Here is a 12,483-nt window from a genome sequence, read left to right as displayed (position 1 = left end):
CCGAGGTATAGGCAACGTCTACAGTGGCGTGGTACGCGCGAGCCTTTACGGGGAGTTCACACCCGGAGGCTTGCTGGGATGTCTCTGTCAGGGGTGTGCGTGACGGCCGTCGAATCCCGTCCAGCGGGGGTGCTCGGGACGAGCAGCAGCCCAAGCCACCGGCCGTTCGGGGCCCGTGTGAAGGCGTTCGTGGCGCTGACCAAGCCGCGAATCATCGAACTGTTGCTGATCACCACCGTTCCGGTGATGTTCCTGGCGCAGCAGGGTGTACCCGACCTCAAGCTGGTCCTGCTCACCTGCCTCGGCGGTTTTCTGTCGGCGGGCGGCGCCAACGCGCTGAACATGTACATCGACCGCGACATCGACGCCCTGATGGAGCGCACCTCGCAGCGGCCACTGGTCACCGGCATGGTCAGCCCGCGTGAGTGCCTGGCCTTCGGGATCACGCTGGCGGTCGTCTCGACCCTGTTGTTCGGGCTGACCGTCAACTGGCTGTCCGCGTGGCTGTCACTCGGAGCGCTCCTTTTCTACGTCGTCGTTTACACGATGATCCTCAAGCGGCGCACCTCCCAGAACATCGTCTGGGGCGGCATCGCCGGCTGCCTCCCGGTGCTCATCGGCTGGTCGTCCGTCACCAACTCCATGTCCTGGGCGCCGGTCCTCCTCTTCCTCGTCATGTTCTTCTGGACGCCGCCGCACTACTGGCCGCTGTCCATGAAGGTGAAGGAGGACTACGCGCGCGTGGGCGTGCCGATGCTTCCGGTCGTCGCCTCCAACAAGGTGGTCGCCCGCCAGATCGTCATCTACAGCTGGGTGATGGTCGCGGTCTCGCTGCTGCTCACCCCGCTCGGCTACACGGGCTGGTTCTACACCCTGGTCGCGCTCGGCGCGGGCGGGTTCTGGCTGTGGGAGGCGCACGGTCTGCAGAACCGCGCCAAGGCTGAGGTGACCGGTGGGAAGCTCAAGGAGATGCGGCTGTTCCACTGGTCCATCACCTACGTGTCGCTCCTGTTCGTCGCTGTCGCGGTGGACCCCTTCCTGCGCTAGGCGCCGTCCGGCGGATCTTCACGGGCGGGGTACGTGGGCTAAGCCACGTACCCCGCCCGTCGCCGTTTGATCTACCCGTCGGTAGCATCCTGGCCATGGCAGACACGCAGCAGGTTGACGAGACCACCGGCGCCGCCCAGGACGTCAAGGCCGAGCGCAAGGCGGCCAAGCTCGCCCAGCGGATCAACGCCTTCGCCAAGGAGCACGGCGGGACCGAGGGACACGTCGAGTACATCGGACAGCGCGGCGCCCGGATCGTCCTCGTGGGCGCGGACGGTGCCTGGGGGGACGTGGTGGCGCCCACCTTCACGATCGCCGAAGAGGCCGTCAAGAAGGCCGGGATCACTGTTCACGAGACGTTCGACGGTGAGTTCGCGGCGAAGATCAAGACGGGGCCGTACGAGTGGAAGAGGATGGCGGGGATTCAGCTGGGGGCGCCGAGTAACGGCTGACAATATCTGTTATCTGTCACCTGATAGTTGTTATCTGTCATTCGATATCCGTCAGCTGATTTCTGTCAGCTGTCACTCGTCAGGTGTCATCTGTCGGCTGTCATCCGTCAGCTGTTGGTACGCCTTGCGCTTCACCAACACCTGACGCCCGCCTCACCCGTTAGGACCTGAAGAACGCAACGGTCCAGTCGCGGGGAGTCCGGATGATCGAAACGCCGTCCCTGGTGGACCAGTACTGCCACGGCGTACTGAGGACGGAGTTGGGCCTCGGCACCTTCGAGGCCCACCTCGCCAGAACCGAGGGCCCCCCGGCCCCCGGCACCACCTTCTTCGACACCCAGACCGGCTTCGCGGTACGCCGCTGGTGCCCGCCCCTGCTCGGTCTGGAGCCGCACTGTCCGCCCGCCCGCTATCTGGCCCGGCGCCGCGAACTCGGCGTCCTGGAGTCGGGGCGCAGACTCCTGCGCGGCAGCGGCATCACGACGTATCTCGTCGACACGGGGCTGCCCGGGGACCTGACGGGACCGGGCGAGATGGCTTCGACCGGCGCGGCCCACGCCCATGAGATCGTCCGCCTGGAGCTGCTGGCGGAACAGGTCGCGGACACCTCGGGCACCGTCGAGTCCTTCCTCGCCAATCTCGCCGAGTCCGTCCACGGAGCCGCCGCGAACGCCGTCGCCTTCACGTCGGTCGCGGGGGGACGCCACGGTCTGGCGCTCGCGCCCGAGCCGCCGGGACCGGGAGAGGTGCGGGGCGCGGCGGGCCGCTGGCTCGCGGACCGCCGGGTGGGCGGGGCGCTGAGCGACCCGGTTCTGCTGCGCCACTTGCTGTGGATCGCGGTCGCCTCGGGGCTGCCTCTCCAGCTCCACGCCGGCCTGGGCGAACCAGGTCTGCGCATCGACCGCACCGACCCCGTGCTGCTCACCGACTTCGCCCGTGCCACGGCCGGGCTCGGCACGGATCTCATCCTCCTGCACGGCTACCCGTACCACCGGCACGCGGCGCACCTCGCCGGGGTCTTCCCGCACGTCTACGCCGACCTGGGTGCCGCGCTGGTGCGGACGGGAGCCCGGGCGGCGGCCGTCCTCTCCGAGATCCTGGAGCTGGCCCCCTTCGGCAAGCTCCTGTTCTCCAGCGGGGCACACGGTCTGCCCGAACTGCACGTCGTCGGCGCGCGCCTGTTCCGTGAGGCGCTGGCCCGGGTGCTGGGCACCTGGGTCGCCGAGGGCGCCTGGTCGCTGGTGGACGCGCAGCGGGTGGCGGGCCTGATCGCGGCGGGGAACGCCCGGCGGGTGTACGGGGTGGAGTGAGCCTACGCGCGCGTGAGCGCCGATTCCGCGGCAGGACCCGGCAGTTCCGCCGCGGCCTCCGGGCGTTCGCGCAGCGACAGCAGGACCCGCAGGACGCCGATCCACACCAGGCAGGCGCCGAACATGTGGAGGCCGACCAGGGCTTCGGGGAGGTCCGTGAAGTACTGGACGTAGCCGATGACGCCCTGGCCGAGCAGGATCAGGAACAGCTCGCGGGTGCGGTCGAGCGGGCCCTTGGGAGCGTCGACGGCCTTGAGGACGAACCACAGGGCGAAGGTCAGCGTGACCACGATCCAGGCCAGCACGGCGTGCAGCTTGGTGACGGTCTCCCAGTTCACGGCCATGCGTTCGACCTCGCTGGAGTCGCCCGCGTGCGGACCCGCGCCGGTGACCACCGTGCCCACCGCGATCAGCAGGATGGCGGCGGCGACCAGGCACCACACGAGCTGCTGCACCGCCTTGCCGACCAGCGGGCGCGGCTCGGCGGAGCCCTCGCGCGTGCGCTGCCACATCACCGTGGCCACCGTGATGAGCGCCGTGGAGAGCAGGAAGTGCGCGGCGACCGTGTAGGGGTTGAGGCCGACCAGGACGACGACGCCGCCGAGGATCGCGTTGCTCATGACGATCCAGAACTGCGTCCAGCCGAGCCGGGTGAGGTCGCGCCGCCAGGGCTTCTCGGAGCGCGCGGCGATGATCGCCCAGCCGACCGCCGCGCACAGCACGTAGGTCAGCATGCGGTTGGTGAACTCGATGACTCCGTGGAAGCCCATCGCGCTCGTCGTGGTGAGCGAGTCGTCGGTGCACTTGGGCCAGGTCGGGCAGCCGAGGCCCGAACCGGTCAGCCGTACGGCGCCGCCGGTGACCACGATGACCACCGACATGACGAGCGCGGCGAGGGCCGCTCGTCGAACCGTCCGGGAGGTCGGGGTCCAGCGTTCGGCGATGAGGGCGAGCGGGTTGCGCGCGAAGGCTACGGCGTCGGCTCGGGTCACGTTTGGCACGGGCCCCATCGTAGGCGTCCGCTTGTGCACGCCTTCACGAGGCCCCCGCACCTACGCAAATCGCCACCTCAGCCCGTCTCGTAGGCCCGTACACCCGGAACACCGGGAGTCGCTCACCCCCGCAGTCACTCCCAGCGGAAGAACTTGCCCGCCGCTCCCAGGCCCACGACCGCCCACACGGCCAGGATCCCGAGGTCGCGCCACGGCAGGCCCGCCCCGTGCTGGAGGACGTCCCGCAGCCCGTCCGAGAGCGCCGAGACGGGCAGCAGGCCGAGCACGTCCTGGGCGCCCGCCGGGAACTTGTCCATCGGGACGATCACACCGCCGCCCACGAGCAGCAGCAGGAAGACCAGGTTCGCGGCGGCGAGCGTCGCCTCCGCCTTGAGCGTGCCGGCCATCAGCAGGCCCAGGCCCGAGAAGGCGGCCGTGCCGAGGACCAGCAGGAGCAGGACGGACAGCGGGTTGCCGTGCGGCGACCAGCCCAGCGAGAAGGCGATCGCCGTCAGCAGGACGACCTGGAGGACCTCCGTGACCAGCACGGACGCCGTCTTCGCGGTCATCAGGCCCCAGCGGGGCAGCGGGGAGGCGGCGAGCCGCTTCAGGACCCCGTAGCGCCGCTCGAAGCCGGTGGCGATGGCCTGTCCGGTGAACGCGGTCGACATCACGGCGAGTGCCAGGATGCCGGGGGCCAGGAAGTCGACCGACTTGCCCTTGCCGGTGTCGATGATGTCGACCGAGCTGAACAGGACCAGCAGGAGTGTCGGGATGATCACCGTGAGGAGGAGCTGCTCACCGTTGCGGAGCAGCATCTTCGTCTCGAGCGCGGCCTGCGCGCCGATCATCCGGGGCAGCGGGGCCGCCCCCGGCTTCGGGGTGTAGGTACCGGCGGTGGTCACGAACGCAGCTCCTTGCCGGTCAGTTCCAAGAACACGTCTTCCAGGGTGTGGCGTTCGACGGAGATCTTCTCCGGCATCACCCCGTGCTGGGCGCACCAGGACGTGACGGTGGCCAGCAGCTGTGGGTCGATCTTGCCGCCCACCCGGTACGAGCCGGGCGTCAGTTCGGCTGCCGTGCAGTCGGCCGGCAGGGCCTTCAGCAGGGAGCCGACGTCGAGCCCCGGACGGCCGGTGAAGCGCAGGGTGTTCTCGGCGCCGCCGCGGCACAGCTGCTCGGGGGAGCCCTGCGCGATGACCCTGCCCGCGTCGATGATCGCGACGTCGTCGGCGAGTTGCTCGGCCTCGTCCATGTAGTGCGTGGTGAGGATGACCGAGGCGCCGTCGGCGCGCAGATCGCGGACGAGGTCCCAGGTGGCGCGGCGGGCCTGCGGGTCGAGGCCCGCGGTCGGCTCGTCGAGGAAGACCAGTTCGGGGCGGCCGACCACGGCCATCGCGAGCGCCAGGCGCTGCTGCTGGCCGCCCGAGAGCCGCCGGTAGGTCGTGCGGCCGCAGCTGTCGAGGCCGAGCCGTTCGATGAGCGCGTCCACGTCCAGGGGGTGGGCGTGGAGCTTCGCCACATGGCGGAGCATCTCGTCGGCGCGGGCACCGGAGTAGACCCCGCCGGACTGGAGCATCACGCCGATGCGGGAGTGGAGTTGCCCGGACTGTCTCACCGGGTCGAGGCCCAGGACGCGTACCGTGCCGGAATCCGGTTTCCGGTACCCCTCGCAGGTCTCGACCGTGGTCGTCTTGCCCGCCCCGTTGGGGCCCAGTACGGCGGTGATGCCCGCCTCGGCCACCAGGTCGAGGCCGTCCACCGCGGTCTTGTCGCCGTACCGCTTCACCAGGGCCTGGACCTGGACCACGGGCTCGCTTCGCATGAGGCGCAAGTCTAGGGAGCCGGTCGGGTGATCGGTCGGGCGGGGTTCAGGAGGCGGTCCTGGGTACGCCCCATTCGTCGCGGGGGCGGTGCAGTGCCAGCCAGCGTTCCGCGTACGCCACCGCGTCGGCCACCGGGAACAGGCGTACGTCGGCCGCGCCCACCCGGCCCCGTACGACGGGGCGGTCCCGTTCGAAGTCGGAGCCCAGTTCGTCGAAGCCGTCGGAGTCGACGGAGACCTCCGTGACGACCTCCCAGCGGGTCGTTCCCTGGGGGGTGCGCACCGGGCGTCCCACCTCGACGAGCGGGGACGGTATGCGGTATTCGGCGAGGTGGAAGCTGGTGCACGTGTCGTAGCCCGCGCCGAGCAGGAGCACCCGGGCGTCGAGGGCCTCCAGGCGGGCCAGTGGGCTGCGCTCGCCGAGTCGGCAGTCGGGGGCGTGCCCCTCGACGATCTGTGCCGCGCGGGGGCCTAGGGCCGCGAAGGAGGTCTGCGGATGGGCGCTGCGCAGGGCGCCGGGCCAGGTGCGGACGGTCTCCGGGATCACGCCGACCCCGCGGCTGGGCGTCACGAGAGGGTCGTAGGCGGGCATCGTCGCCCGAATGGGCGACCACCACTCCTCGGGTACGGGCGGATTGGTCCACAGCGCCGGGTCGGAGAGGTCCCCGGACTGGGTGGGGACCACCAGCGTGCCGTCGGGACCCAGCGCGTCGAGCAGTCCCTGGACGACGGCGACCGGGCCGCCGTTGACCCAGCCGAGGGCACTCAGGGAGGAGTGGGCGAGAAGCGTTTCTCCTGGCTGGACGCCCAGCTCCAGAAGCTGCGCGGCGAGGGTCTCGCGCGTGACGAGTGGGCCGGTCGGAGGGGGTGTCGACATGGTTCCCGAGTCTTGCGGAGAGCCGGTCCCGAAGCCAGCGAATTGATCGATCAAAGACCGTTGCCGCAGGTCGCCTTAGGTATACCTAAGTGATGTAGCGCACCGCCCGCCTCCGGGGGCGCGGCTTGTCAGGCTCCAGGGAATTACGCAACAATGGCGTTGTGAAAAACGTTGGCGAGGCTCGGGAGACCCCCATGGGGGCCCCTCAGGAGGAACTCGCGACCGGTGAGCGTTCGACGCGCAACCGTGTCGCGCGGTCCATCCTGGACCACGGCCCGTCGACCGTGGCCGACCTCGCGGGGCGGCTGGGCCTCACCCAGGCCGCCGTGCGCCGCCATCTCGACGCGCTGGTCGCCGACGACGTGGTGGAAGCACGGGAACAGCGGATCTACGGAGCGCGTACGCGTGGCCGTCCCGCCAAGGTGTTCGCCCTGACCGACTGCGGCCGGGACGCCTTCGACCAGTCCTACGACAAGCTCGCCGCGGACGCGATGCGCTGGATCGCGGCGCGCGAGGGCGGGGACGAGGCGGTCGTCGCGTTCGCCCGCGCCCGGATGGCCGCCCAGGCCGAGGCGTACCGCAGGGCCGTCGAGGCCGCCGCGCCGGAGCAGCGCACCGAAGCGCTGGCCAAGGCCTTGAGTGCGGACGGGTACGCTGCTGCAGCGCGTAGCGCACCGGTCGGCGAGCAGCTCTGCCAGCACCACTGCCCGGTCGCTCATGTCGCCGAGCAGTTCCCGCAGCTGTGCGAGGCGGAGACCGAGATCTTCTCCCAGCTGCTCGGCACCCATGTTCAGCGGCTGGCCACCATCGCCCACGGCGACGGTGTGTGCACCACGTTCATCCCCAAGATTTCCAAGATTTCCGAATCCACCCATAACGCATCTGCAAGTACCGCCGGGAGGAACCCCGCATGACGCTCCCCATCGAGGAGACTGCCCACCCTGAGCTCGAGGGTCTGGGTACGTACGAATACGGCTGGGCCGACTCCGACGTGGCCGGTGCCTCTGCCAAGCGCGGTATCAACGAGGACGTCGTCCGCGACATCTCCGCGAAGAAGAGCGAGCCGGAGTGGATGACCAAGCTCCGCCTCAAGGGCCTGCGCCTCTTCGAGAAGAAGCCCATGCCCAACTGGGGCTCGGACCTGTCCGGGATCGACTTCGACAACATCAAGTACTTCGTGCGTTCCACGGAGAAGCAGGCGGAGTCCTGGGAGGACCTGCCCGAGGACATCAAGAACACGTACGACAAGCTCGGCATCCCGGAGGCGGAGAAGCAGCGCCTCGTCGCCGGTGTCGCGGCCCAGTACGAGTCCGAGGTCGTCTACCACCAGATCCGCGAGGACCTGGAGGAGCAGGGCGTCATCTTCCTCGACACCGACACCGCCCTCAAGGAGCACCCGGAGCTCTTCAAGGAGTACTTCGGCACGGTCATCCCGGTCGGCGACAACAAGTTCGCGTCGCTGAACACCGCCGTGTGGTCCGGTGGCTCCTTCATCTACGTGCCGAAGGGCGTGCACGTCGAGATCCCGCTCCAGGCCTACTTCCGTATCAACACGGAGAACATGGGCCAGTTCGAGCGGACGCTGATCATCGTCGACGAGGACGCCTACGTCCACTACGTCGAGGGTTGTACGGCGCCGATCTACAAGTCGGACTCCCTGCACTCCGCGGTGGTCGAGATCATCGTGAAGAAGGGCGCCCGCTGCCGCTACACGACCATCCAGAACTGGTCGAACAACGTCTACAACCTGGTCACCAAGCGCGCCGTGGCGTACGAGGGCGCGACCATGGAGTGGATCGACGGCAACATCGGCTCCAAGGTCACCATGAAGTACCCGGCCGTCTACCTGATGGGCGAGCACGCCAAGGGCGAGACCCTCTCCATCGCCTTCGCGGGCGAGGGTCAGCACCAGGACGCGGGCTCCAAGATGGTCCACATGGCGCCGAACACGTCGTCGAACATCGTGTCGAAGTCCGTGGCGCGCGGTGGCGGTCGTACGTCCTACCGCGGTCTGGTCGAGATCGGCGAGGGCGCCCACGGCTCGAAGTCGAACGTGCTGTGCGACGCGCTGCTCGTCGACACCATCTCCCGCTCCGACACCTACCCGTACGTCGACGTCCGCGAGGACGACGTGTCCATGGGCCACGAGGCGACGGTCTCCAAGGTCTCCGAGGACCAGCTCTTCTACCTGATGAGCCGCGGCCTGACGGAGTTCGAGGCGATGGCGATGATCGTGCGCGGCTTCGTCGAGCCGATCGCCAAGGAGCTGCCCATGGAGTACGCGCTTGAACTCAACCGGCTGATCGAGCTGCAGATGGAAGGCGCGGTCGGCTAAGACCCGCCGCCCGGGAAACAGCTGGTGGCCCGCCCCTTCCGGCGGGCCCGAGGATCTCAACCGACGCAGGAAAGAGAGCAGACCGACAGCCATGGCTGAGGCTCAGAACATCCCGGTGGGTTCCACCACCGCCGGACAGATCGCGGTGGCCGCCGAGTCGACCGTCGCCACGCGCATGAGCGCGCCCCCGTCCTTCGACGTGGCGGACTTCCCGGTCCCCCACGGCCGGGAGGAGGAGTGGCGGTTCACCCCGCTGGAGCGCCTGCGCGGGCTGCACGACGGGACCGCGGTCGCGACCGGCGACGGCCTGAAGGTCGACGTGGAGGCGCCCGCGGGCGTCGTCGTGGAGACCGTCGGCCGTGACGACGCGCGCCTCGGCCGGGCGGGCACCCCGGTGGACCGCGTCGCCGCCCAGGCGTACTCCGCGTTCGAGAAGGCCGGCGTGATCACCGTCCCCAAGGAGACGGTGCTCACCGAGCCCATCCGCGTCGCGGTGCACGGCGAGGGCGGGGTCGCCTACGGCCACCAGGTCGTGGAGCTCGGAGCCTTCGCCGAGGCCGTCGTCGTCATCGACCACACCGGTGACGCCGTGCTCGCCGCCAACGTCGACTACATCCTGGGCGACGGCGCCAAGCTCACCGTCGTCTCCGTCCAGGACTGGGACGACAAGGCCGTGCACGTGGGCCAGCACAACGCGCTGGTCGGCCGGGACGCCACGTTCAAGTCGTTCGTGGTCACCTTCGGCGGCGACCTCGTGCGCCTGCACCCGCGCGTCGCCTACGCCGGCACCGGTGGTGAGGTCGAGCTGTTCGGTCTGTACTTCACGGACGCGGGCCAGCACCAGGAGCACCGTCTGCTGGTCGACCACAACACCCCGCACTGCAAGTCGAACGTCGCCTACAAGGGCGCGCTCCAGGGCGACGGCGCGCATGCCGTGTGGATCGGTGACGTCCTCATCGAGGCCAAGGCCGAGGGCACGGACACGTACGAGATGAACCGCAACCTGGTTCTGACCGACGGCGCCCGCGTCGACTCCGTGCCGAACCTGGAGATCGAGACCGGCGAGATCGTCGGCGCCGGACACGCCTCCGCGACCGGCCGCTTCGACGACGAGCAGCTCTTCTACCTGATGGCCCGCGGTATCCCCGCCGACGAGGCCCGCCGACTGGTGGTCCGCGGCTTCTTCGCCGAGCTCGTGCAGCAGATCGGTGTCGACGACATCGAAGAGCGGCTCCTCGTGAAGATCGACGAGGAGCTGGAGGCGTCGGTCTGATGACTGCCTCGTCGACGTTCGTACGCGCCTGTGGGCTGAGCGAGCTGGAGGAGGGCACCCCGAAGCGGGTGGAACTCGACGGCACGCCGGTCTCGGTCGTGAAGACCGAGGGGGAGGTGTTCGCGATCAACGACATCTGCTCGCACGCCAACGTCTCGCTCTCCGAGGGCGAGGTGGAGGACTGCCAGATCGAGTGCTGGCTGCACGGCTCCGCGTTCGACCTGCGCACCGGCAAGCCGTCCGGCCTTCCCGCGACGCGCCCCGTCCCCGTATACCCCGTAAAGATCGAAGGGGACGACGTACTCGTCTCCCTCACCCAGGAGTCCTGAGGAACCCATGGCAACGCTTGAAATCCACGACCTGCACGTCACCGTCGAGGCCGACAACGCCACGAAGGAGATCCTCAAGGGCGTCGACCTGACCGTGAAGCAGGGCGAGACGCACGCCATCATGGGCCCCAACGGCTCCGGCAAGTCGACCCTCGCCTACTCGCTCGCGGGCCACCCGAAGTACACGATCACCAGCGGCACCGTCACCCTCGACGGCGAGAACGTCCTGGAGATGTCCGTCGACGAGCGCGCCCGCGCGGGCCTGTTCCTCGCGATGCAGTACCCGGTCGAGATCCCCGGTGTCTCGGTCTCCAACTTCCTGCGCACCTCCGCCACGGCCGTCCGCGGCGAGGCCCCCAAGCTGCGCACCTGGGTGAAGGAGGTCAAGGAGACCATGGAGCGTCTCTCCATGGACCCCTCCTTCGCCGAGCGCAACGTGAACGAGGGCTTCTCCGGCGGTGAGAAGAAGCGCCACGAGATCCTCCAGCTGGAGCTGCTCAAGCCGAAGATCGCGATCCTCGACGAGACCGACTCCGGCCTGGACGTCGACGCCCTGCGTGTCGTCTCCGAGGGCGTCAACCGCGTCCGCGAGACCGGCGAGGTCGGCACCCTGCTGATCACGCACTACACGCGCATCCTGCGCTACATCAAGCCCGACTTCGTCCACGTCTTCTCCGGCGGCCGCATCGTCGAGTCCGGCGGCGCCGAGCTCGCCGACAAGCTGGAGAACGAGGGCTACGAGGCTTATGCGAAGCATGAAGTCGACACGAAGGGTGGCGCATCCGCGTGACACAGCTGCCGGGCCTCCTCGACACCGAGGCGATCCGCAAGGACTTCCCCATCCTGGACCGTCAGGTCCACGACGGCAGGAAGCTCGTGTACCTGGACAACGCGGCGACCTCGCAGAAGCCGCGCCAGGTGCTGGACGCCCTGAGTGAGTACTACGAGCGCTACAACGCCAACGTCCACCGCGGTGTGCATGTGCTCGCCGAGGAGGCCACGGCGCTGTACGAGGGCGCGCGCGACAAGGTCGCCGCGTTCATCAACGCGCCGAGCCGCGACGAGGTGATCTTCACCAAGAACGCCTCCGAGTCGCTCAACCTCGTGGCCAACATGCTCGGCTGGGCCGACGAGCCCTACCGGGTCGACCACGAGACCGAGATCGTCATCACCGAGATGGAGCACCACTCCAACATCGTGCCGTGGCAGCTGCTGGCGCAGCGCACGGGCGCGAAGCTGAAGTGGTTCGGTCTCACCGACGACGGCCGTCTCGACCTGTCGAACATCAACGAGATCATCACCGAGAAGACGAAGATCGTCTCCTTCGTGCTGGTGTCGAACATCCTGGGCACCGTGAACCCGGTCGAGGCCATAGTCCGTCGCGCCCAGGAGGTCGGTGCGCTGGTCTGCATCGACGCCTCGCAGGCCGCGCCGCACATGCCGCTGGACGTCCAGGCCCTCCAGGCCGACTTCGTGGCCTTCACCGGCCACAAGATGTGCGGCCCGACGGGCATCGGCGTGCTGTGGGGCCGCCAGGAGCTCCTGGAGGACCTGCCTCCGTTCCTCGGCGGCGGCGAGATGATCGAGACGGTGTCGATGCACTCGTCGACGTACGCCCCGGCGCCGCACAAGTTCGAGGCGGGCACCCCGCCGATCGCGCAGGCGGTCGGCCTCGGCGCGGCGATCGACTACCTGAACGCGATCGGCATGGACAAGATCCTCGCCCATGAGCACGCGCTCACCGAATACGCGGTGAAGCGGCTCGGCGAGGTCCCCGACCTGCGGATCATCGGCCCGACCACGGCCGAGGACCGCGGTGCCGCGATCTCGTTCACCCTGGGTGACATCCACCCGCACGACGTGGGCCAGGTCCTGGACGAGCAGGGCATCGCGGTCCGGGTCGGACACCACTGCGCACGCCCGGTCTGCCTGCGGTACGGAATTCCTGCGACCACGCGAGCGTCGTTCTATCTGTACTCCACGCCGGCCGAGATCGACGCGCTGGTGGACGGCCTGGAGCACGTCCGGAACTTCTTCGGCTGA

General features: G+C 69.0%; 13 protein-coding genes. 9 read left to right on the top strand and 4 right to left on the bottom strand.

The features are described 5' to 3' along the window. Nucleotides 1-93 precede the first annotated feature (93 nt). The 3 genes from AAFF41_RS13845 (at nt 94) to AAFF41_RS13835 (ending at nt 2,809) form a co-directional block, all read left to right on the top strand. A complete protein-coding gene (locus tag AAFF41_RS13845) occupies nt 94-1,047 on the top strand; it encodes a heme o synthase (RefSeq protein ID WP_343326286.1) in 954 nt (317 codons plus the stop codon). Between the two features lie 95 nt (nt 1,048-1,142). Then, nucleotides 1,143-1,499 (top strand): hypothetical protein, encoded by a 357-nt coding sequence (locus AAFF41_RS13840; RefSeq protein WP_054235905.1) that lies wholly within the window; start codon nt 1,143-1,145, stop codon nt 1,497-1,499. A gap of 203 nt (nt 1,500-1,702) precedes the next feature. Next, on the top strand, nt 1,703-2,809 hold the full coding sequence (locus AAFF41_RS13835) for an amidohydrolase family protein (protein WP_054235904.1): 1,107 nt from the start codon (nt 1,703-1,705) through the stop codon (nt 2,807-2,809). Between the two features lie 2 nt (nt 2,810-2,811). Here AAFF41_RS13835 and AAFF41_RS13830 read toward each other — a convergent pair whose 3' ends face one another. From AAFF41_RS13830 to AAFF41_RS13815, 4 genes are all read right to left on the bottom strand, one after another. Further along, a complete protein-coding gene (locus AAFF41_RS13830; protein ID WP_319748207.1) occupies nt 2,812-3,819 on the bottom strand; it encodes a COX15/CtaA family protein in 1,008 nt (335 codons plus the stop codon). Nucleotides 3,820-3,935: 116 nt separating this feature from the next. After that, the gene (locus tag AAFF41_RS13825; RefSeq protein WP_319748369.1) at nt 3,936-4,652 is read right to left on the bottom strand and encodes an ABC transporter permease; all 717 of its coding nucleotides are present in this window, start codon (nt 4,650-4,652) and stop codon (nt 3,936-3,938) included. 50 nt (nt 4,653-4,702) lie between these two features. After that, nucleotides 4,703-5,626, bottom strand: a complete 924-nt coding sequence (locus tag AAFF41_RS13820) for an ABC transporter ATP-binding protein (RefSeq protein ID WP_067733685.1) — start codon at nt 5,624-5,626, stop codon at nt 4,703-4,705. A gap of 46 nt (nt 5,627-5,672) precedes the next feature. After that, nucleotides 5,673-6,503, bottom strand: a complete 831-nt coding sequence (locus AAFF41_RS13815) for an AAC(3) family N-acetyltransferase (RefSeq protein WP_343324016.1) — start codon at nt 6,501-6,503, stop codon at nt 5,673-5,675. Nucleotides 6,504-6,664: 161 nt separating this feature from the next. Here AAFF41_RS13815 and AAFF41_RS13810 point away from each other — a divergent pair, with 161 nt between their 5' ends. From AAFF41_RS13810 to AAFF41_RS13785, 6 genes are all read left to right on the top strand, one after another. Further along, nucleotides 6,665-7,417, top strand: a complete 753-nt coding sequence (locus tag AAFF41_RS13810; protein ID WP_319748205.1) for a helix-turn-helix transcriptional regulator — start codon at nt 6,665-6,667, stop codon at nt 7,415-7,417. Next, complete coding sequence (gene sufB, locus AAFF41_RS13805) at nt 7,414-8,838, top strand: Fe-S cluster assembly protein SufB (protein ID WP_054235898.1); 1,425 nt, start codon at nt 7,414-7,416, stop codon at nt 8,836-8,838. Before AAFF41_RS13810 ends, sufB begins: the two co-directional genes overlap by 4 nt. 91 nt (nt 8,839-8,929) lie before the next feature. Continuing rightward, complete coding sequence (gene sufD / locus AAFF41_RS13800) at nt 8,930-10,111, top strand: Fe-S cluster assembly protein SufD (protein WP_319748204.1); 1,182 nt, start codon at nt 8,930-8,932, stop codon at nt 10,109-10,111. Then, nucleotides 10,111-10,440 carry a bifunctional 3-phenylpropionate/cinnamic acid dioxygenase ferredoxin subunit gene (locus AAFF41_RS13795; protein WP_319748203.1) on the top strand — a complete coding sequence of 110 codons (330 nt, stop codon included), beginning with the start codon at nt 10,111-10,113 and terminating at the stop codon, nt 10,438-10,440. The genes sufD and AAFF41_RS13795 overlap by 1 nt, the downstream gene beginning before the upstream one ends. Before the next feature lie 7 nt (nt 10,441-10,447). Next, nucleotides 10,448-11,230: a Fe-S cluster assembly ATPase SufC gene (gene sufC / locus AAFF41_RS13790; RefSeq protein ID WP_319748202.1), complete on the top strand. Its 783-nt coding sequence runs from the start codon at nt 10,448-10,450 to the stop codon at nt 11,228-11,230. Then, complete coding sequence (locus AAFF41_RS13785) at nt 11,227-12,483, top strand: cysteine desulfurase (RefSeq protein WP_054235894.1); 1,257 nt, start codon at nt 11,227-11,229, stop codon at nt 12,481-12,483. Before sufC ends, AAFF41_RS13785 begins: the two co-directional genes overlap by 4 nt.

It is taken from the genome of Streptomyces mirabilis (assembly GCF_039503195.1).
Taxonomy (GTDB): Bacteria; Actinomycetota; Actinomycetes; order Streptomycetales; family Streptomycetaceae; genus Streptomyces; species Streptomyces mirabilis_D.
This window is presented reverse-complemented; position numbering and strand designations above follow the sequence as displayed.

What these genes read in the sequence shown, in the direction of transcription:
- AAFF41_RS13820 (WP_067733685.1), bottom strand. Translation starts at nt 5,626, where the DNA reads ATGCGAAGCGAGCCCGTGGTCCAGGTCCAGGCCCTGGTGAAGCGGTAC.
- sufC (WP_319748202.1), top strand. Translation starts at nt 10,448, where the DNA reads ATGGCAACGCTTGAAATCCACGACCTGCACGTCACCGTCGAGGCCGAC.
- AAFF41_RS13830 (WP_319748207.1), bottom strand. Translation starts at nt 3,819, where the DNA reads ATGGGGCCCGTGCCAAACGTGACCCGAGCCGACGCCGTAGCCTTCGCG.
- sufB (WP_054235898.1), top strand. Translation starts at nt 7,414, where the DNA reads ATGACGCTCCCCATCGAGGAGACTGCCCACCCTGAGCTCGAGGGTCTG.
- AAFF41_RS13795 (WP_319748203.1), top strand. Translation starts at nt 10,111, where the DNA reads ATGACTGCCTCGTCGACGTTCGTACGCGCCTGTGGGCTGAGCGAGCTG.
- AAFF41_RS13835 (WP_054235904.1), top strand. Translation starts at nt 1,703, where the DNA reads ATGATCGAAACGCCGTCCCTGGTGGACCAGTACTGCCACGGCGTACTG.
- AAFF41_RS13815 (WP_343324016.1), bottom strand. Translation starts at nt 6,503, where the DNA reads ATGTCGACACCCCCTCCGACCGGCCCACTCGTCACGCGCGAGACCCTC.
- sufD (WP_319748204.1), top strand. Translation starts at nt 8,930, where the DNA reads ATGGCTGAGGCTCAGAACATCCCGGTGGGTTCCACCACCGCCGGACAG.
- AAFF41_RS13825 (WP_319748369.1), bottom strand. Translation starts at nt 4,652, where the DNA reads ATGATCGGCGCGCAGGCCGCGCTCGAGACGAAGATGCTGCTCCGCAAC.
- AAFF41_RS13840 (WP_054235905.1), top strand. Translation starts at nt 1,143, where the DNA reads ATGGCAGACACGCAGCAGGTTGACGAGACCACCGGCGCCGCCCAGGAC.